This is a genomic window from Citrobacter sp. wls714, assembly GCF_005281025.1.
Lineage (GTDB): Bacteria > Pseudomonadota > Gammaproteobacteria > Enterobacterales > Enterobacteriaceae > Citrobacter > Citrobacter werkmanii.
On record NZ_SZWZ01000031.1, the window covers coordinates 202,170 to 221,830 of the forward strand.

The 19,661-nt window shown below is 53.3% G+C and carries 17 protein-coding genes; 5 read left to right on the top strand and 12 right to left on the bottom strand.

All coding sequences use genetic code 11. From position 1 onward, the window contains the following. Positions 1 to 4: 4 nt before the first annotated feature. The 8 genes from FDX11_RS07855 to syd form a co-directional block, all read right to left on the bottom strand. Entirely contained in the window at positions 5 to 1,147 is a 1,143-nt protein-coding gene (locus tag FDX11_RS07855) for a glycerate kinase (protein WP_137397721.1), read from the bottom strand. An 83-nt stretch (positions 1,148 to 1,230) separates the two neighbouring features. Then, a complete protein-coding gene (gene gudD / locus FDX11_RS07860; RefSeq protein WP_042310713.1) occupies positions 1,231 to 2,571 on the bottom strand; it encodes a glucarate dehydratase in 1,341 nt (446 codons plus the stop codon). Between the two features lie 20 nt (positions 2,572 to 2,591). Further along, complete coding sequence (locus tag FDX11_RS07865; RefSeq protein WP_137365327.1) at positions 2,592 to 3,932, bottom strand: enolase C-terminal domain-like protein; 1,341 nt, start codon at positions 3,930 to 3,932, stop codon at positions 2,592 to 2,594. Further along, positions 3,929 to 5,287: a galactarate/glucarate/glycerate transporter GudP gene (gene gudP, locus FDX11_RS07870; RefSeq protein WP_042310717.1), complete on the bottom strand. Its 1,359-nt coding sequence runs from the start codon at positions 5,285 to 5,287 to the stop codon at positions 3,929 to 3,931. Before gudP ends, FDX11_RS07865 begins: the two co-directional genes overlap by 4 nt. A gap of 347 nt (positions 5,288 to 5,634) precedes the next feature. After that, entirely contained in the window at positions 5,635 to 6,084 is a 450-nt protein-coding gene (locus tag FDX11_RS07880; RefSeq protein ID WP_042310719.1) for a flavodoxin, read from the bottom strand. A gap of 19 nt (positions 6,085 to 6,103) precedes the next feature. Next, positions 6,104 to 6,886, bottom strand: coding sequence for a tRNA pseudouridine(65) synthase TruC (gene truC, locus FDX11_RS07885; protein WP_042310721.1), 783 nt, complete (start codon positions 6,884 to 6,886; stop codon positions 6,104 to 6,106). Next, on the bottom strand, positions 6,886 to 7,215 hold the full coding sequence (locus FDX11_RS07890; RefSeq protein WP_042310722.1) for a YqcC family protein: 330 nt from the start codon (positions 7,213 to 7,215) through the stop codon (positions 6,886 to 6,888). The genes truC and FDX11_RS07890 overlap by 1 nt, the downstream gene beginning before the upstream one ends. A 632-nt stretch (positions 7,216 to 7,847) precedes the next feature. Next, positions 7,848 to 8,393 carry a SecY-interacting protein gene (syd, locus tag FDX11_RS07895; protein WP_042310725.1) on the bottom strand — a complete coding sequence of 182 codons (546 nt, stop codon included), beginning with the start codon at positions 8,391 to 8,393 and terminating at the stop codon, positions 7,848 to 7,850. A gap of 68 nt (positions 8,394 to 8,461) precedes the next feature. Here syd and queF point away from each other — a divergent pair, with 68 nt between their 5' ends. From queF to xni, 5 genes are all read left to right on the top strand, one after another. Continuing rightward, complete coding sequence (queF, locus tag FDX11_RS07900; protein WP_137397722.1) at positions 8,462 to 9,310, top strand: NADPH-dependent 7-cyano-7-deazaguanine reductase QueF; 849 nt, start codon at positions 8,462 to 8,464, stop codon at positions 9,308 to 9,310. A 113-nt stretch (positions 9,311 to 9,423) separates the two neighbouring features. Then, a complete protein-coding gene (ppnN, locus tag FDX11_RS07905) occupies positions 9,424 to 10,788 on the top strand; it encodes a nucleotide 5'-monophosphate nucleosidase PpnN (RefSeq protein ID WP_042310728.1) in 1,365 nt (454 codons plus the stop codon). Between the two features lie 562 nt (positions 10,789 to 11,350). Then, positions 11,351 to 12,640, top strand: a complete 1,290-nt coding sequence (locus FDX11_RS07910; RefSeq protein ID WP_042310730.1) for an HAAAP family serine/threonine permease — start codon at positions 11,351 to 11,353, stop codon at positions 12,638 to 12,640. Positions 12,641 to 12,693: 53 nt separating this feature from the next. Then, positions 12,694 to 14,061 (top strand): L-serine ammonia-lyase, encoded by a 1,368-nt coding sequence (locus FDX11_RS07915; protein WP_042310732.1) that lies wholly within the window; start codon positions 12,694 to 12,696, stop codon positions 14,059 to 14,061. Positions 14,062 to 14,179: 118 nt separating this feature from the next. Then, positions 14,180 to 14,935, top strand: coding sequence for a flap endonuclease Xni (gene xni, locus FDX11_RS07920; protein WP_137397723.1), 756 nt, complete (start codon positions 14,180 to 14,182; stop codon positions 14,933 to 14,935). 81 nt (positions 14,936 to 15,016) lie between these two features. Here the strand turns inward: xni and fucO are convergent, their stop codons facing one another. From fucO to FDX11_RS07940, 4 genes are all read right to left on the bottom strand, one after another. After that, a complete protein-coding gene (gene fucO / locus FDX11_RS07925) occupies positions 15,017 to 16,165 on the bottom strand; it encodes a lactaldehyde reductase (RefSeq protein ID WP_042310736.1) in 1,149 nt (382 codons plus the stop codon). Between the two features lie 27 nt (positions 16,166 to 16,192). After that, entirely contained in the window at positions 16,193 to 16,840 is a 648-nt protein-coding gene (gene fucA / locus FDX11_RS07930) for an L-fuculose-phosphate aldolase (RefSeq protein WP_003034062.1), read from the bottom strand. Between the two features lie 142 nt (positions 16,841 to 16,982). Then, positions 16,983 to 17,981 (bottom strand): LacI family DNA-binding transcriptional regulator, encoded by a 999-nt coding sequence (locus FDX11_RS07935; protein WP_042310738.1) that lies wholly within the window; start codon positions 17,979 to 17,981, stop codon positions 16,983 to 16,985. A 66-nt stretch (positions 17,982 to 18,047) separates the two neighbouring features. After that, the gene (locus tag FDX11_RS07940; protein WP_137397724.1) at positions 18,048 to 19,628 is read right to left on the bottom strand and encodes an FGGY-family carbohydrate kinase; all 1,581 of its coding nucleotides are present in this window, start codon (positions 19,626 to 19,628) and stop codon (positions 18,048 to 18,050) included. Between the last annotated feature and the right edge of the window lie 33 nt (positions 19,629 to 19,661).

Sequence of the window (19,661 nt, forward strand, 5' to 3'; positions counted from 1 at the left end):
CAACTCAGCGTAACAGTTGGCCCGCTTTCAGCGTCGCAGCCACGTTGCGCGCCGTCATTCGTACGTTCTCACTCGCATTCTTCAGCGCCTCATCCAGCGAACAAATGGTATAGATGACGCTAAAAACCGCATCCAGCCCATGCTCATGTACGACACCGACATCCGCCGTCAGGCTACCGGCAATGCCGATCACCGGTTTATTGTAACGCTTTGCGATCTTCGCCACGCCAACCGGAACCTTACCGTGAATAGTCTGGCTATCGATACGCCCTTCCCCCGTCACCACTAAGTCCGCATCCGCAACGCAGGCATCCAGGCGTAACGCATCCGTCACGATCTCAATACCGCGGCGTAGCTGTGCGCCGCAAAACGCATACAGCGCCGCCCCCATGCCGCCAGCAGCGCCACCGCCGGCCAGCTCCAGCACATTTACGTCCAGATCGCGCGCGATCAGTTGCGCATAGTGCGTAAGCGCCCGATCAAGACGCGGAATCATCTCCGCCGTCGCCCCCTTTTGTGGACCAAAGACCACTGAGGCTCCTTCTTTACCGGTCAACGGGTTAGTGACGTCGCAGGCCACTTCGATACGGCATCCGGCAAGACGCGGATCTAACTGCGAGATATCAATTCGGGCGAGCGATTCCAGGCCCATCGCGCCATGGGCAATATCTTCATCTTGCGCATCCAGCAACCTTGCGCCCAGCGCCTGCACCATACCAGCACCGCCATCATTGGTGGCGCTACCGCCAATCCCGATGATGATATGTTCCACGCCCGCATCCAGCGCATGACGAATTAGCTCCCCGGTTCCCCAGGAGGTGGTTTTCAGCGGATCGCGTAAATTCGCAGGAACCTGCTCCAGCCCGCTGGCGGCTGCCATTTCAATAAACGCCGAGCGCTCATCGCCGGATAAACCATAAAACGCCTGAATTGTATTGCCCAACGGGCCGGTAACATCAACATGCACAAGGTGACCTTGCATTGCGGCAACCATCGCTTCGACCGTTCCCTCACCGCCATCTGCAACCGGGATCTTCACGTATTCCGCCTCAGGCCAAATCTCACGGAATCCCAGTTCAATAGCCGTTGCCACTTCAAGCGCACTCAAACTTTCCTTATAGGAATCCGGTGCGATCACTATTTTCATAAAGCATCCTTACGCATGTTGACTGTGTTAAGCATACACCAGGAGGAAAACCACTCCACCCCATGGGAGCGGTCCCAGTTCGCTTAGCGTACCATGCACGGGCGCTTATTATCAAACGTCCAGTTCGGGATCAGATACTGCATTCCCATCGCATCATCACGTGCACCCAGTCCATGTTGCTGATACAGCTCATGCGCTTTCATCACCTGATCCATATCCAGCTCCACGCCCAGGCCCGGTTTCGCCGGAACCTGCACCATACCGCCCTTGATTGCAAAAGGTTCTTTGGTCAGCCGCTGGTTACCTTCCTGCCAGATCCAGTGGGTATCGATAGCTGTAATTTTCCCAGGCGCTGCCGCCGCGACATGAGTAAACATCGCCAGCGAAATATCAAAGTGGTTGTTAGAGTGAGAGCCCCAGGTCAGCCCGAACTCATGACACATCTGCGCCACGCGAACAGAACCCTGCATCGTCCAGAAGTGCGGGTCCGCCAGCGGGATATCCACGGACTGCAACGACAGCGTATGCCCCATTTGTCGCCAGTCGGTGGCGATCATATTGGTGGCGGTCGGCAAGCCAGTAGCTCGACGGAACTCCGCCATCACTTCACGACCGGAGAAGCCCTGCTCGGCGCCGCACGGATCTTCCGCATAGGCCAACGATCCTTTCAGGTACTTACCAATTTTAATCGCTTCATTCAGCGACCATGCGCCGTTGGGATCGAGCGTGACGCGCGCCTGTGGAAAGCGTTTCGCCAGCGCGACAATAGACTCCGCTTCTTCTTCCCCGGCCAGTACGCCGCCTTTCAGTTTGAAGTCGTTGAAACCATATTTCTCATACGCGGCTTCCGCCAGACGTACTACCGCATCCGGGGTCATCGCCTCTTCATGACGCAGGCGATACCAATCGCATTTCTCATCCGGCTGGCTTTGATACGGCAGCGGCGTCGCTTTACGGTTGCCAACGAAGAACAGATAACCCAGCATTTCGACTTCGCTACGCTGCTGACCATCGCCCAGCAGAGATGCGACGTTGACGCCCAGATGCTGACCTAACAGATCCAACATCGCCGCTTCGATCCCAGTAACCACATGAATAGTGGTACGTAAATCGAAGGTCTGCAAACCACGGCCACCGGCATCACGATCGGCAAACGTATTGCGTACCGCGTTCAGTACGTTTTTGTACTCACCCAGCGTTTTCCCCACCACCAGCGGAATGGCATCTTCCAGAGTCTGACGAATTTTCTCGCCGCCTGGAATTTCCCCTACCCCGGTATGACCAGAGTTATCTTTAATAATCACAATATTACGTGTGAAGAACGGGGCATGGGCACCGCTCAGGTTCATCAGCATGCTGTCATGGCCTGCAACCGGGATCACCTGCATAGAGGTCACGACGGGGGTAGTAAATTGTGCGCTCATAATTAAATCCTTATTCAAAATTAGTGGCGGCCGAAAACGGGACGTTTACGGTCAAAAGTCCATCCGGGAATCAGATACTGCATTGGGCCTGCGTCATTACGCGCGCCGCCAGGCAGCGCCTTATAGGCCTCATGGGCTATCTGTATCTGATCCCAGTCCAGCTCCACGCCCAAACCGGGCGCATCAGGTACCGCAATTTTTCCGTTTTTAATCTCCAGCGGATTTTTGGTCAGACGGCAATCGCCCTCCTGCCAGATCCAGTGGGTGTCGATAGCCGTCGGGTTGCCCGGTGCCGCTGCGCCGACGTGGGTAAACATCGCCAACGAAATATCAAAATGGTTGTTGGAATGGCAGCCCCAGGTCAGGCCCCAGTCATCGCATAACTGTGCCACGCGCACCGCGCCGGAAAGGGTCCAGAAGTGCGGATCGGCCAGCGGAATATCCACAGCGTTCAGCATTACCGCATGGCCCATCTCACGCCAGTTGGTGGCGATCATGTTCGTTGCGACCGGCAGCCCGGTAGCACGGCGGAACTCCGCCATCACTTCGCGACCGGAAAAACCCTGTTCGGCACCGCACGGATCTTCGGCATAAGTCAGAACATCGTTCAGCCCTTTACACAGAGAGATGGCTTCATCCAGCAGCCAGGCCCCGTTGGGATCAACCGTAATACGCGCATCCGGGAAGCTTTTTTTCAGCGCGCGTACGGTGTCGATTTCCTGCTCGCCTGGCAGTACGCCGCCTTTGAGTTTGAAATCTTTAAAACCGTAGCGATCCTGCGAGGCTTCCGCCAGACGCACCACCGCATCCGGGGTCATCGCTTGCTGGTGACGCAGGCGGTACCATTCATGGTTGCCCGGCGTGCTTTCCAGATACGGCAGATCGGTCTTCGTGCGATCGCCTACGTAGAACAGATAGCCGAGCACAGTGACCGCATCGCGCTGCTTGCCCGGCCCTAACAGTTCACAAATCGGAACATTCAGCGCCTTGCCCAGCAGATCGAGCAATGCGGCCTCCAGCGCGGCCACCGCATTAACCCGCAGTTCAAAGGTCCAGGCGCCTTTACCGAAAGTGTCAAAATCAGCGGCCTGGTTGCCTTTATGCACCTGCTGAACCACTTTATTCAGACGCGCGACTTCCTGTCCCAACACCTGTGGGATTGCATCCACCAGCGTCTGATAAATCACTTCACCGCCCGGCGCTTCACCAACCCCGGTATTGCCAGCGTTATCGGTGAGCACCACGATATTGCGAGTAAAATATGCGTTATGCGCACCGCCAATATTGAGCAGCATGCTGTCATGCCCGGCCACTGGGATGACCTTCATATCGGTAATAACGGGACTCGATTGTGTTGTCATCGTCCTTGTCCTGTGACAGGTTTCAGTTCGATACGTTTAATATCACCCACCAGCACCAGATAGCTGACGACCGCAATCAGCGCATGTACCCCTACGTAAATCAACGCGCCGTTAAACGAGCCGGTAGTGCCCACAATGTAGCCAATGGCAATTGGCGTGACGATGCCGGAAATGTTGCCAAACATATTGAACAGGCCGCCGCTCAGACCGCTGATCTCTTTTGGCGCGGTGTCGGCCATCACCGCCCATCCCAACGCGCCGATGCCTTTGCCGAAGAAGGCCAGCGCCATAAAGCCAATGATCATCCACTCGACGTTGACGTAGTTACAGAACACCATCACCATCGATAGCAGCATCCCCATGACGATTGGCGTTTTACGCGCGATATTCAGTGAACCGGTACGGCGCATCAACCAGTCGGAAATAATGCCGCCGAGCACACCGCCCGCAAATCCGCAAATGGCCGGGACCGAGGCAACAAAACCGGCTTTCAGAATAGACATACCGCGCGCCTGCACCAGATAAACCGGGAACCAGGTGATAAAGAAGTAGGTCAGCGCGTTAATGCAGTATTGGCCGATATAAATACCAATCATCATCCGTGAACCCAGCAGCTGTTTGATCTGCCCCCACTTCACGCTGAACGGTACTTTAGCTTTGGCGGCCGCCTGATCCATATTGATCAGCGCCCCACCTTCGGCAATGTACTCCAGCTCTTTTTGGTTTACGCCCGGATGCTGGTTTGGTTCATGAATCACCTTTAACCAGATAAAGCTGATAACAATCCCGAGACCGCCCATAAAGAAGAACACATGTGACCAACCCACTTCATGGGTCAGCCAACCCATGATTGGTGCGAAGATAACGGTGGCAAAGTATTGCGCCGAGTTAAAGATAGCGACCGCCGTGCCCCTTTCCTGCGCCGGGAACCACGCCGCCACAATACGACTGTTGCCGGGGAAGGAGGGGGCTTCGGCTAACCCCACGAGGAAACGCAGGGTAAACAGCGCGACGATAATTCCAAAGCCGCTAAAGATATCGACGAAGCCCTGCAGCAGGGTAAACATGGACCAGATAAAAATGGACCAAAAATAAACACGTTTGGAGCCGAAGCGATCGAGCAACCAGCCGCCGGGGATCTGGCCGATGACATACGCCCATGAGAAAGCGGAGAATACATACCCCATGCCTACCGCATCCAGGCCAATGTCTTTGGCCATCTCCGAACCGGCAATGGATAAGGTGGCGCGATCGCCGTAGTTGAAGGATGTGACGATAAACAGCATCACCACTATCCAGTAGCGAGCGTTAGTGCGTTTTTCCGCGCTGCTCGCCGCCTGACTTAATGAACTCATTGTTGCACTCCTGAATCCTGGCTTGCGCCAGTTCATTCTGTACAGCACCTGTAGGGTGATCAGAATGAGAGGTTAGTGTGTGGCAGTTTTGGTACAGCTCAGGGCCGTTTTATTCTGACTCGCTGCCATTCCGGGAACTGACGGGAAAAGTATATGAAGGAGTGCCACTTTCCCTCACCGTGCATGAACACAACATTAGGGAGGCAGTGAGAAGTTGTTTGGGGCATAAGCCCAAAGCAGTGGAAGTTAGTTCACGTAATTGGGGTTTTATTGCCGGGTGGCGGCTTCGCCTGACCCGGCCTACGGTTTTCTAATGAGTGGGGTTGCATGCCCGTGCGGGCGAGGGATTATTTAAGCAAGGTTCCCCAGTTTTCTACCCAGGGATTAGATTCGCTTTCCGGTTCAGGATGCTCGCTGGCATCAATCAGCAGCATTTCACCTACGCGCTGCGCGCTTTGTTCCTGTAACAGCGCATCGAACTGCTTGCCGCCATTGCAAAAATTAACGTAGCTGCTGTCGCCAAGCGCAATGACGCCATAACGCAGATTAGGCTGGAAACCGAGATTATCTTTGATTCCCTGAAACAGCGGCACAATGCTATCCGGCAGATCGCCCTGCCCGGTCGTTGAGGTCACCACCAATGCATATTTATCCTGATAAGCCTGCCAGTCGGTAAGCTCCGGGTCTTCAAATACCGTGGCTTTATGGCCCTGCGCAGTTAAAATCGCCTCGGCCTCTTCGGCAACCAACAGCGCGTTTCCATACATCGTGCCGACAAAAATTCCAATTTCCGCCATAACCTTTATCTCCAGGGACTTAAGAATCTATCTGTTCATCCTGACCTGACAGCCCGCTGAACTCAACCCTTTCATTCTCAGGGAGAAGTCCGCGCCAGCCAAACTGTGATAACGCCTGCATCCAGACCTCATCCAGCCCGGCGCGAATAACCAGCGGTTCGCCAGTAAAGGGATGAGTCAGCTCAAGCTGACTAGCATGCAGCATCAAGCGCTGACAGCCGAAATGCTCTGCGGCGCTGCGGTTTTGCCGTAAATCACCATGCTTGCTGTCGCCAATTATCGGATGGCGCAAGTGAGCCAAATGGCGTCTGAGCTGGTGCTTACGACCGGTCTGAGGCTCCAGCTCCACCAGCCCGTAACGGGTGGTGGGATAGCGCCCGGTCGCCACCGGCATTTCAACCGTCGCCAGACCGCGATAATGGGTGACCGCAGGCTGCGGCTCTTTATCCTCGCGGGCAAATTTATCGGCTATCTTATCCAGCTCTTCCACCAGCGGGTAATCCAGCACGGCGTCGTCCATCAGCCAGCCACGCACAATCGCATGATAGCGTTTCTGCATTTGATGATGTTCAAACTGCTGAGACAGCAAACGCCCGGCTTCGCTGGACAGCCCCATCAGCAGCACGCCGGAGGTCGGTCTGTCGAGCCGGTGGGCGGTAAACACGTGCTGACCAATCTGGTCGCGCACCGTTTGCATCACCACCACTTTCTCATCGCGGTCGAGCCAACTGCGGTGAACCAGCCAACCAGAAGGTTTATTGACCGCAACCAGCCATTCGTCCTGATAGAGGATCTCCAGCATCAGGCGTTATCACTTGTAAATAGCGCATCCAGTTCCTGCAACGCCGTCAGGAGAATGTCGCGTTGTGGGTGATCGGCCGTCAGCGCCATTTCGTAATACGGTGCGATGGCAAAAGCCTGCGGCAGCGGCTGCGCATTATCAAGCAGGGTATGCATACGGGGAATCAACACCCACTGCAGCCATTCGACCGGCTCCATGGTATCCATACAAAAAGGCTGCGTGCTGGTAAACAGATGCTCCGCTGGCTCGTCCATCCGCCAGTGATGATGTTCACGCAGTAGCGCTTCAAGCGCGTGTAACTGCTGGCGCACACGGTCATGAGTCGTCATGAAATTAACCTCAATGATGAAAAATCTGGCGCGAAGAATAGCACTAGTGAAGAGGAAATAAAAAAAGGGAGCACTGTAAAAACAGTGCTCCCGGTTCGTTTCGCAGCATTCCAGCTACTTTTGGTGCTCCCTGCTCATCCGTGACAACTTTTCCTGTGGTCTTGCGACCTTGTTCATCCTGAACTTTTGCATCCTGCTCACATCACCCCGATGTGAAAACTTCATCCTGAAGTGTCCTGGCCATCCTGACCCGCCGAACATCCTGACCGGCTCTCATTCTCCATCCTGGAGGTGTCCTTTAACGCATCCCGCGCTTTCCGCTTTGCTTCATCCTGAAGCCTGTCCTTGTAACACCATCCTGGTGTGTCCTGCCGAAGAGCCATCATCCTGATGTTCACTTCGTTGTGCGACTCCTTGTCGACAGATATAGAATCGCTTGTTTCGCTTTGTCTTACAAGATACTTACAGACAAACACTTAAGGTAATTTTCATATGAAAGTTGACAATAAAATACTAACAAGTTGAATTGTAAGTAATTAATAGTTTTTCAATTCATTAAGTCTTCACTTATTACCTGGCAATGTCCTACAGGGTTTGTAAGAGATCTCTCACACGATTAAGGGCAAACAGGATTACAGAACTGGCTTAAGTTGAGTGAGGAATTCCGCAAGCGAGGCTGCCAGCACCGTTCGTTGACGGGTTCCCAGCGTTTCTTTGCAAACTTCACCGGACAGGTTGCACACCGAGATGACATCAAGTTCGTTGTCCTGAGTGGCAATGAAAAGCGTAGGCGAGAGCTTGAGTCGCTTTTGCGTAACCAGGTGACCAATCAGGTTTTCCTGAACGCGCCTGAAGTCATCCTCACTCCAGGTTTGCAGCAACGTCAGCTTTTCATTCGCAAACTGCGCGTGCATATCCCCAGCAAACTGGGTGGTGTAAAAAGCGTGAACGGCAGGTTGTATCACAATGTCAAAGGCACGTTCAACCGCATTGACGTTTTTTTCACCGACAAAAGGCTGCGGTTGCCAGTAAACCGCATCGTTAGTGGAAGAAATGATGCACGGTGACGGTACACCATACAGCTCTTCGCTGAGCGGCCAGCTGTTGTTTTTGTCATGCCACGCGTCGCAATAACGCGTCGTAAAGGCTGTCAACGCCTGCACTGTCAATTCGTCCACTGATTTCTCTCTTCACAAAAGCCAGGATACACTTGTCGCATAGTGTATCTGGTTTATGACGGTGAAACATGTCTTCTTATGAAAATCATCGGGCGCTTGACGGCCTGACTCTCGGTAAATCAACGGATTATCGGGACAATTACGATGCCAGTCTGTTGCAGGGCGTTCCGCGCAGCCTCAACCGCGACCCGCTGGATCTAAAGGCCGATAATCTGCCTTTTCACGGTGCCGATATCTGGACGCTGTATGAACTGTCGTGGCTGAATGCCAACGGCTTACCGCAGGTTGCGGTCGGTCATGTGGAGCTGGATTACACCAGCGTAAATCTGATTGAATCGAAAAGCTTTAAGCTGTACCTGAACAGTTTTAACCAGACGCGTTTTGACTCCTGGGAGGCGGTACGCCAGACGCTGGAAAACGATCTGCGTGCCTGCGCTCAGGGCGATGTCAGCGTGGCGCTATACCGCCTTGACGAGCTGGAAGGACAACCGATTGCCTACTTTAACGGCACCTGTATCGATAATCAGGATATCGTCATTGATAACTACCAGTTCAGCACTGAATATCTGGAAAATGCCGTGAGCGGCGAAAAAGCGGTGGAAGAGACGCTGGTCAGCCACCTGCTGAAATCCAACTGTCTGATCACCCACCAGCCCGACTGGGGCTCCATACAAATTCAGTATCGTGGACACAAAATCGACAGGGAGAAGCTGCTGCGTTATCTGGTCTCCTTCCGCCACCATAATGAATTTCACGAGCAGTGCGTGGAGCGCATTTTCAATGACATTCTGCGCTTCTGCCAGCCGGAGAAACTGAGCGTCTACGCGCGCTACACGCGGCGTGGTGGTCTGGACATTAACCCATGGCGCACCAATACCGATTTCACGCCAGCTACGGGCCGACTGGTACGTCAGTAATCTTTTTTCTCAATTTTGCGTGTCGGATTCCGCGCGCAAGGTTGTGAAAGGCCATCAGCCAGGGCTATTGTAACTACCAGGGAATGACGTTTTGCGTCCCATAAGGAGTCTACTTGATTACACATATTAGCCCACTTGGCTCAATGGACATGTTGTCGCAGCTGGAAGTCGAATTACTTAAACGCACGGCCAGCAGCGACCTGTATCAACTGTTTCGTAACTGTTCACTTGCCGTTCTGAACTCCGGCAGTCTGACCGACAACAGCAAAGAACTGCTGTCCCGCTTTGAAAGTTTCGACATTAACGTGCTGCGCCGCGAACGAGGCGTGAAGCTGGAACTGATTAATCCGCCTGAAGATGCGTTTGTTGATGGGCGCATCATTCGTGCGCTACAAGCCAACCTTTTTGCCGTGCTGCGCGACATTCTGTTCGTCAATGGTCAGATCCATAACGCGGGTCGTTTTCAGCATCTGGATCTCGAAAGTTCGGTGCATATTACCAACCTGGTGTTCTCGATCCTGCGTAACGCCCGGGCGCTACACGTCGGTGAAGCGCCGAACATGGTTGTCTGCTGGGGCGGTCACTCAATCAACGAAAATGAATACCTGTATGCGCGTCGCGTCGGCACCCAGTTGGGCCTGCGTGAGTTGAACATCTGTACCGGCTGCGGTCCGGGAGCGATGGAAGCGCCAATGAAAGGCGCTGCGGTCGGTCACGCCCAGCAGCGTTACAAAGACAGCCGCTTTATTGGTATGACCGAACCGTCAATCATCGCCGCTGAGCCGCCTAACCCGCTGGTTAACGAACTGATCATCATGCCGGACATTGAAAAACGTCTGGAAGCGTTCGTGCGTATCGCCCACGGTATTATCATCTTCCCGGGTGGTGTCGGGACTGCGGAAGAGCTGTTGTATCTGCTGGGGATCTTGATGAACCCGGCAAACAAAGATCAGGTGCTACCGCTGATTTTGACCGGACCAAAAGAGAGTGCCGATTACTTCCGCGTGCTGGACGAATTTATCGTGCACACGCTGGGGGAAGAAGCCCGCCGACACTATCGCATTATCATTGACGATGCGGCGGAAGTTGCGCGTTTGATGAAAAAAGCGATGCCGCTGGTAAAAGAGAACCGTCGCGACACCGGAGATGCCTACAGTTTTAACTGGTCGATTCGTATCGCACCTGATTTGCAGATGCCGTTCGAGCCGTCCCATGAAAACATGGCTAACCTGAAACTGTATCCGGATCAACCCGTTGAAGTTCTGGCGGCCGACCTGCGTCGTGCATTCTCGGGTATTGTGGCCGGTAACGTGAAGGAGGTCGGCATTCGCGCCATCGAAGAGTTTGGCCCGTACAAAATCCACGGTGACCGCGAAATGATGCGCCGCATGGACGATCTCCTGCAGGGCTTCGTTGCGCAGCATCGCATGAAGTTGCCAGGCTCCGCGTACATCCCTTGCTACGAGATCTGCGCCTGACCTTCAACACCCGATAGCAGACGCTACCGCGGTGACAATTTTGTCCATATCAAAGCCGGGTTTGGCGCATGCGCCTCCCGGCTTTTTTTAGTGATACCAGTCACATAGCTCAGACGATTATATAAATACCAATGATATGTCGTTAAATATAACGCGCCACGCAAACGATTACCTTTAAAAACCAACCGTCATTTATCTTAGGAAATTATTATTAGTCGCCAAAATCCTCTAAAAACAACAGTTTTTACAGCGCAACGCTCGTATCTTCGCGCCTTCGCTTTCATGAGATATGTCGTTAATGTTAGCCTCTGCGCCCGTAAATTCGCTTTGACTATTTTTTAACAGATTAATGGTCCAAATTTATCCACATAAAAGGTGGATTATTGCATTTGGGATCGCGATCACTGATACATTCATTACTAAAATGTATCTTTCCGCCCGCAAATTATTACGGCGAAAAATTATATAAAAAATCGCTCAACGAATTTCGATTTACAGTCGGGTTCTTTCTCATCGGATTGACCCCAAACCCGACTTTTTAAGCTTCCTCCAGGAGAAATAGATGGAAAACACTCAAACCAGCACTATCGTTACGGGTCAGACCCGCAGCGCATGGCGCAAGACAGATACCATGTGGATGCTGGGCCTTTACGGCACGGCGATTGGCGCGGGTGTATTGTTCCTGCCGATTAACGCAGGTGTAGGCGGTATGATCCCGCTGATCATCATGGCGATCCTTGCCTTCCCGATGACCTTCTTTGCACACCGTGGCCTGACCCGCTTCGTGTTGTCCGGTAAAAATCCGGGTGAAGACATTACTGAAGTTGTAGAAGAACACTTTGGCGTTGGCGCGGGTAAACTGATTACCCTGCTCTACTTCTTCGCTATCTACCCGATTCTGTTGGTTTACAGCGTAGCAATCACCAACACCGTTGAAAGCTTCCTGGCTCACCAGCTGGCGATTACTCCGCCGCCGCGTGCCATTCTGTCTCTGATCCTGATTGTCGGTATGATGACCATCGTGCGCTTCGGTGAGCAGATGATCGTTAAGGCGATGAGCATCCTGGTATTCCCGTTTGTTGCCGCCCTGATGCTGCTGGCGCTGTATCTGATCCCTCAGTGGAGCGGTGCGATTCTGGAAACCATGTCTTTTGACTCTGCGGCAACCACCGGCAACGGCCTGCTGTTGACCCTGTGGCTGGCGATTCCGGTAATGGTGTTCTCCTTTAACCACTCCCCGATCATCTCCTCCTTCGCCGTGGCGAAGCGTGAAGAGTACGGTGATGAAGCTGAGAAGAAATGCTCCAAGATTCTGGCATTCGCTCACATCATGATGGTACTGACCGTTATGTTCTTCGTCTTCAGCTGTGTATTCAGCCTGACTCCGGCAGATCTGGCCGCAGCGAAAGAGCAGAACATCTCTATCCTGTCTTACCTGGCGAACCACTTTAACGCGCCGATTATTGCCTGGATGGCACCGATCATCGCGATGATCGCTATCACCAAATCCTTCCTCGGCCACTACCTGGGCGCACGTGAAGGCTTCAACGGGATGGTGATTAAGTCTCTGCGCGGCAAAGGCAAAACCATCGAAATCAACAAACTGAACAAAATCACTGCGCTGTTCATGCTGGTAACCACCTGGATTGTGGCAACGCTGAACCCGAGCATCCTCGGTATGATTGAGACCCTGGGTGGCCCAATCATCGCGATGATTCTGTTCCTGATGCCGATGTATGCAATTCAGAAAGTACCGGCAATGCGTAAATACAGCGGCCATATCAGCAACGTCTTCGTTGTGATTATGGGCCTGATCGCTATCTCCGCTATTTTCTACTCTCTGTTCAGTTAATTCCCCTGCGCCGCTCCTCGGGGCGGCGCACCTCGATACACAATGGACGCCTCATGATTAGCGTATTCGATATTTTCAAAATCGGCATTGGCCCTTCCAGCTCCCATACTGTTGGCCCGATGAAAGCAGGCAAACAATTCACGGATGACCTGATTGCACGCGGAATTCTCACTGACGTAACCCGCGTAGTGGTTGATGTTTATGGCTCTTTGTCCCTGACGGGCAAAGGTCACCATACCGACATCGCGATTATTATGGGTCTGGCGGGTAATCTGCCGGATACCGTAGACATTGATGCCATCCCGGCCTTTATCCAGGATGTGAACACTCATGGGCGTTTGCTGCTGGCGGACGGTCAACATGAGGTCGAATTCCCGGTCGACAAGTGCATGAATTTCCATACGGACAATCTGTCCCTGCACGAAAACGGGATGCGTATTACCGCACTGGCGGGCGAAAAAGCCATTTACAGCCAGACTTACTATTCCATTGGCGGTGGGTTCATCGTTGATGAAGAACATTTTGGTTTACCGAACAACTCTCCGGTAAACGTGCCGTATCCGTATAAATCCGCGGCGGACTTGCAACGTCATTGCCAGGAAACCGGCCTGTCGCTTTCCGGTCTGATGATGCAAAACGAACTGGCGCTGCACAGCAAAGAAGAGCTGGAACAGCACTTTGCCAACGTCTGGGAAGTGATGCGTAGCGGGATTGAGCGCGGTATCACCACCGAAGGTGTATTGCCGGGTAAATTGCGCGTTCCGCGTCGTGCGGCGGCGCTACGTCGTATGTTGGTCAGCAGTGACAAAACCACCACTGACCCGATGGCGGTTGTTGACTGGATCAACATGTTCGCGCTGGCCGTCAACGAAGAAAACGCCGCCGGTGGACGCGTGGTGACTGCGCCAACCAACGGCGCATGCGGGATTGTTCCTGCCGTGCTGGCGTACTACGACAAGTTTATCCGTGAAGTGAACGCTAACTCGCTGGCACGCTACATGCTGGTCGCGAGCGCCATCGGCTCGCTGTACAAGATGAACGCCTCTATCTCTGGCGCCGAAGTCGGCTGTCAGGGTGAAGTCGGCGTAGCCTGCTCCATGGCAGCTGCCGGTCTGGCCGAGCTGCTGGGCGGTAGCCCAACGCAGGTATGCATCGCGGCGGAAATCGGTATGGAACACAACCTGGGTCTGACCTGCGATCCGGTTGCCGGCCAGGTTCAGGTACCGTGCATTGAGCGTAATGCCATTGCTTCGGTTAAAGCGGTAAACGCCGCGCGTATGGCGCTGCGCCGTACCAGTGAACCGCGCGTGTGCCTCGATAAAGTCATCGAGACCATGTACGAAACCGGGAAAGACATGAATGCCAAATACCGCGAAACCTCTCGCGGCGGTCTGGCGATGAAGATTGTCACCTGCGATTAAAGCCCTGCCTATTGCCGGATGGCGGCTGACGCCTCATCCGGCAAAATGTTGATTTCAGATATTCGCCTCCCCCCGCCGTGAATGTTACCCTACAGACTGATCTGTTAGGGAGAACACCGTGGCCGTCCACCTGCTCATTGTCGATGCACTGAATCTTATCCGCCGTATTCACGCCGTACAGGGTTCCCCCTGCGTGGAAACGTGCCAGCACGCGCTCGATCAATTAATTGTGCACAGTCAGCCCACACACGCCGTGGCGGTATTTGATGATGAAGCGCGCAACAGCGGCTGGCGTCACCAAAGACTGCCTGACTACAAAGCCGGTCGGCCGCCAATGCCAGAGGACTTGCATCAGGAAATGCCCGCCTTACGCGCCGCTTTTGAACAGCTCGGCGTCTGCTGCTGGGTCTCCAGCGGTAATGAAGCCGACGATTTAGCCGCTACTCTGGCGATTAAGGTCTGCCAGGCAGGACATCAAGCCACCATCGTCTCCACCGATAAAGGCTACTGTCAGTTGCTCTCCCCGACGCTGCGTATTCGCGACTATTTTCAGAAGCGCTGGCTGGACGCGCCGTTCATTGAGAAAGAGTTCGGCGTGCTGCCGCAACAACTGCCCGATTACTGGGGGCTGGCTGGGATCAGCAGTTCTAAAGTACCGGGGGTCGCAGGTATTGGTCCGAAAAGCGCCACGCAATTGCTGACGCAGTTCCCCACGCTGGAAGCGCTGTATGAACATTTGGATAAGGTCCCGGAAAAGTGGCGCAAGAAACTTGAGATGCATAAAGAAATGGCGTTTCTGTGTCGGGATATCGCGCGACTGCAAACGGACTTACATATCGACGGGAATTTACAGCAGCTACGGCTGGCGCGGTAGTCTTATTGCTGGATGGTGGGTAAAACCCCTTATCCGGCCTACTTACCGTACAACCCTGTAGGCCGGATAAACCCCGGGTGATTACCAGGCGGTATGATACAGCTCAACGATATCGCCCAGGCTCGCTTCACGCGGATTTCCCCCGGTACAGACATCATCAAATGCAGCCTGCGCCAGTGCAGGAATATCCTCTTTGCGTACGCCTACATCGCGCAGGTGCAGCGGGATCCCAACATCACGGTTAAGGGCAAATACCGCATCCACTGCCGCTTTCCGTGCTTCTGCCAGCGTCAGTCCTTCAACCTTCACGCCCATCACCCGGGCGATATCGCGGAATTTCTCCCCGGTATATTCGGCGTTATAGTGCATCACATGCGGCAGCAAAATGGCATTCGCGACGCCGTGCGGGGTGTTATAAAACGCGCCCAGCGGGTGCGCCATGCCATGCACTAATCCCAGGCCAACGTTGGAAAAACCCATTCCGGCAACGTACTGGCCCAGCGCCATCGCTTCGCCCGCCTGGCTGTCGCCCGCGACCGATCCGCGTAAAGCCCCGGCAATAATTTCAATCGCTTTAATGTGCAGCGCATCGGTAAGCGCCCACGCTGCTCGCGTGATGTATCCTTCAATGGCATGGGTCAGGGCGTCAACACCCGTAGCCGCTTTTAAGGCCGCAGGCATACCGTCCATCATGTCAGCATCGATAAACGCCACCTGCGGAATATCGTGTGGATCGACACAAACAAACTTACGCCGGTTTTCTTCATCCGTGATCACGTAGTTAATGGTCACTTCCGCCGCCGTCCCTGCTGTGGTTGGGATAGCCATAACCGGCACGCTCGGGCAGCGCGTCGGGGATAACCCTTCGAGGCTGCGTACATCCGCAAACTCAGGGTTATTGTTGATAATACCAATCGCTTTACAGGTATCCTGCGGGGAGCCTCCGCCAATAGCTATCAAATAGTCTGCGCCACTTTGCTGAAAGACCTCCAATCCTTCCTGTACCACCGCAATGGTTGGGTTAGGAATAACACCTGAATAGATTTCCCACGCCAGACCTGCAGCGTCCATCCGGGACGTCACCTTCTCGACAACACCGCACCGCACCAGATTCTCATCGGTCACAATCAGCGCCTTGCGATAACCACGACGGATGACTTCATCGGTTAATGCACCAACAGCTCCCCGGCCAAACCATGCCGTTTCGTTCAGAATCATTCTGTTCGCCATCGTATTTCTCCTTTTCGCTATGCGAAATTACTCTTCAATTCGTAATCCGTAAGATTTGAATTTCTCCAGCACAATCGCGATCTCCTCATCGTCTAACACCGGAACCGGATCAACAATGGCCAGGGTGCTCAGATAAAGGCGCGCCAGAACTTCTACTTCATGCGCCAACCACAGTGCTTTTTCCAGATTCGCTTCACAAGCAATCAGCCCATGGTGCTGTAAAAGCGTTGCCTTACGGTTTTTCAGGGCGACGCTCACATGCTCTGACAGCTCTCGTGTACCAAACGTCGCATAAGGCGCACACGGAATAGAGTTTCCCCCCGCCGCCGCAATCATGTAATGGATTGCCGGAATTGGACGGTTGAGAATAGAAACGGCCGTACAGTGCACAGCATGGTTATGGACAACCGCATTGGCGTCCGGACGCGTCTGGTAAGCCGCCAGGTGAAAACGCCATTCGCTGGAGGGTAACTGACCTTTATCATATTTTCCGTCGTTATCTACATACACGATCATGTTTTCAGTAAGTCTTTCATAAGGAATACCGCTGGGCGTGATCAACATCCCATTCTCATATCGCGCACTCACATTTCCCGCCGTCCCCTGATTTAATCCAAGGCTGGTCATTTCAAGACAGGTTTCAATGATTTCTCGTGACAAACGCATTCTTTCCATAATGATTCTCCGGGTACAGTTTCTCCTCGTCTTTAATTGCGAAAAATGTAGCCGCAGAATAAGACGGGTCAGGTTTCAGATATGGGCAGCCACTGAATGTGTTTATTCAGATCCAGTTGGCCGATTTATTTATAGCAACGTATTATTGTTGTCTTACGCGCTTAATAAGTTTCATCGGTACTTTTACAGTTTCTTTAATAGGTTGGTCGTCAATGGCACTCATCATCATATCGAATGCTTTTTCCGCCCAAACATTTTCATCCTGCTGCATTGACCAGACATTATTGGCGAGAAATCCCAGCATCGGATGTTCATCGAATGTGCCAATATTAATATCAGGTGAAATTGTGCCGAAACGATGGCGAATAGCGTTAATAGCACCTTCCAGCACGGGTAATGATGAGGCAATAAACGCCTGCGGCTGCCCCTGTTCACCAATCAATCTATCCATCAGTTGAAAACCACCTTCAGGGGTGTTGTCAGGACCTTCACGCACCCAATCACGGTGATGAATACCATTATTCTTCAAAGAATTAAGGTAACCTTGCAAACGATCGCCAATACTGGGTAATCCGGTATCTCCGACTAAAAACCAGATCGGAGCCTTTCCGGCATCAAACAAACTTTGCGTCAACTTTTCGCCGCCTAAAATATTATGACTTTCAACCAGTGCGTTATCGGTATACTTAAAATCACGGTCCAGTAACACCATCGGTTTTCTGACCTGGCGTAAATGGTGTTGCTGATTCTCCAATGTTGAGGGAACAATAAAAAGGCCATCAACATTGCGAGCGATTAACGCTTTGGTCAATTTATTTTCGTAATCAACATCATCATAGGTACAGCTAATCATTAACTGATAACCGGAGCGACGACAGCGTTGCTCAAGTTTCTCGGCGAGAGTGGCAAAGAAGACGTTGGAAATATTGGGAACAATCAGTCCCAATGTATCCGTTTTATTCAATTTCAGGCTGCGGGCCGAATGGTTTATGACGTAACCATAGCGCTCAACATATTCATTAATACGCGTTTGGGTTTTGACACTGATTCGATATTGCTCTGCTTTCCCGTTCAGCACCAGTCGTACGGTCGTAACCGATAAATTCAGATCGCTGGCTATCTGTTCTACTGTTTTAGCCATTTATATGCCCCAGTCCACATCCAAAAACGTCAATCTCCAATCATAAAAGTATTTTAAACTTTTGTCTTACTGCATAAGCTGGTTAATCGCCTGCTGCTGATCCCACATCATCAGATAGACCTGGTATTTGCGCTCATAGAAGTCCCGCCGTGCCGGATTAGCCTTAATAACCTCGCCGGAGCGAACCATCGCCTGGCATGCAGATGGAATATTTGCCCACGCGCCGCTTGCTACCGCGCCGGTGATAGCTGCCCCTAGCGTCACTGCATCTTCCTCCTGCATAAGATGAATATCGCATCCGGTAGCATCGGCATACTCCCGCATCCACAGCGGGTTATGCGTTGCGCCGCCGCACAGCGCCAATCGGGAAATGGTATGGCCGTTTTCACGCATCACTTCCATAATGTGCCGCGTACCGCAGGCAATCGCCTGTAATGTCGCCAGGTACAGGCGAGCCACCTGCATCTCGCCTCGCTCAAGAGTCAAGCCGCAGACGCTGCCCCGGGCATCGGGTCGCGCGCGGGGGGAGCGATTGCCATGGTGATCGGCCAGCACATGCAAATAACGACCAGGTTCAGACTCCTTCCTCTCAAGTTCCGCAACCCATTCGTTGACTAAAACGATCGGATGGCAACCCCGCGCCTCGGCCTTATGAAACAGCTCCGCACTCGCCCCTGATTCCTGGAGCGTCCAGTCGACCAATGCCCCAGCGGCGCTTTGCCCTCCCTCCGTCAACCAGTAGCCCGGCAGCATGGCAGACCAATACGGTCCCCATACGCCCGGCGTATAAATTTCCTGTTCGCTGCACAGCATATGGCAGTTTGACGTTCCGCTAATCAACGCTAACGTTCCCGCAGGCTCAACGCCAGCAAGCGCCAAACCGCCTGCATGGGCATCAATCATCCCACTGGCGACGACAACTGCAGTCGTCAGCCCCAACGCCTGGGCCGCGTCGGCGCTAAGCGTTCCCACGGCGGCACCAGGCGGAAGAATATGCGACGGAATTTTGCCCGTTAAATCCGTTAACTCTACGGCGTCGAGCAGAGAGTGGCTAAAGCGTTGTTCATGGGCCAGATAGTTCCATTTACAGGTCAGCGTACACAGACCGGCCACGTCACTCCCGGTGGCTTTACAGACAAGGTAGTCAGCCAAATCGTAAAAACGATGCGCACTGTGCCAGGTTGCAGGAAAGTGTTTTTTTAGCCACAGCACCTTGGGAAGCTCCATTTCGACGCTGACTTCACCGCCAACGTAACGCAGAGCCGGATCCTGCGTAGCGTTAATATGCTGAGCTTCCTGCACCGCGCGATGGTCCATCCACATGATGATGTTATGGTCTGATGGTTCGCCTGGTGAAACCGCCAGGCCCTGCCCTTGCTCGTCGAGAGCCACCAATGAACAAGTGGCATCGAATCCCAGTGAACGGATATCCTCAATGCAGATCCCGGATGACGATACCGCCCCCTTAACCGCATCGCAAACCTGCTGCCAGATTTCTGCAGATGACTGCTCAACCCGAGCGGGGCCGGGTCGAAACTGCGAGATAGGGCGTGTCGCAAAGGCCAGGCGTTTGCCGCTGGCATCGAAAACCCCCGCCCTGACACTGGCAGAGCCGACATCCACACCGAGGAAATATCCACTGCTCATAGTAACTCCCTGACGTTAGCTAATAGTGGGGCG

Coding starts and splice junctions, on each gene's coding strand:
- FDX11_RS07910 (WP_042310730.1), top strand. CDS start 11,351: ATGGAAAACACTCAAACCAGCACTATCGTTACGGGTCAGACCCGCAGC.
- FDX11_RS07940 (WP_137397724.1), bottom strand. CDS start 19,628: ATGAGCAGTGGATATTTCCTCGGTGTGGATGTCGGCTCTGCCAGTGTC.
- fucO (WP_042310736.1), bottom strand. CDS start 16,165: ATGGCGAACAGAATGATTCTGAACGAAACGGCATGGTTTGGCCGGGGA.
- FDX11_RS07890 (WP_042310722.1), bottom strand. CDS start 7,215: ATGACGACTCATGACCGTGTGCGCCAGCAGTTACACGCGCTTGAAGCG.
- FDX11_RS07935 (WP_042310738.1), bottom strand. CDS start 17,981: ATGGCTAAAACAGTAGAACAGATAGCCAGCGATCTGAATTTATCGGTT.
- fucA (WP_003034062.1), bottom strand. CDS start 16,840: ATGGAAAGAATGCGTTTGTCACGAGAAATCATTGAAACCTGTCTTGAA.
- gudP (WP_042310717.1), bottom strand. CDS start 5,287: ATGAGTTCATTAAGTCAGGCGGCGAGCAGCGCGGAAAAACGCACTAAC.
- truC (WP_042310721.1), bottom strand. CDS start 6,886: ATGCTGGAGATCCTCTATCAGGACGAATGGCTGGTTGCGGTCAATAAA.
- gudD (WP_042310713.1), bottom strand. CDS start 2,571: ATGAGCGCACAATTTACTACCCCCGTCGTGACCTCTATGCAGGTGATC.
- FDX11_RS07915 (WP_042310732.1), top strand. CDS start 12,694: ATGATTAGCGTATTCGATATTTTCAAAATCGGCATTGGCCCTTCCAGC.
- FDX11_RS07855 (WP_137397721.1), bottom strand. CDS start 1,147: ATGAAAATAGTGATCGCACCGGATTCCTATAAGGAAAGTTTGAGTGCG.
- FDX11_RS07880 (WP_042310719.1), bottom strand. CDS start 6,084: ATGGCGGAAATTGGAATTTTTGTCGGCACGATGTATGGAAACGCGCTG.
- FDX11_RS07865 (WP_137365327.1), bottom strand. CDS start 3,932: ATGACAACACAATCGAGTCCCGTTATTACCGATATGAAGGTCATCCCA.
- queF (WP_137397722.1), top strand. CDS start 8,462: ATGTCTTCTTATGAAAATCATCGGGCGCTTGACGGCCTGACTCTCGGT.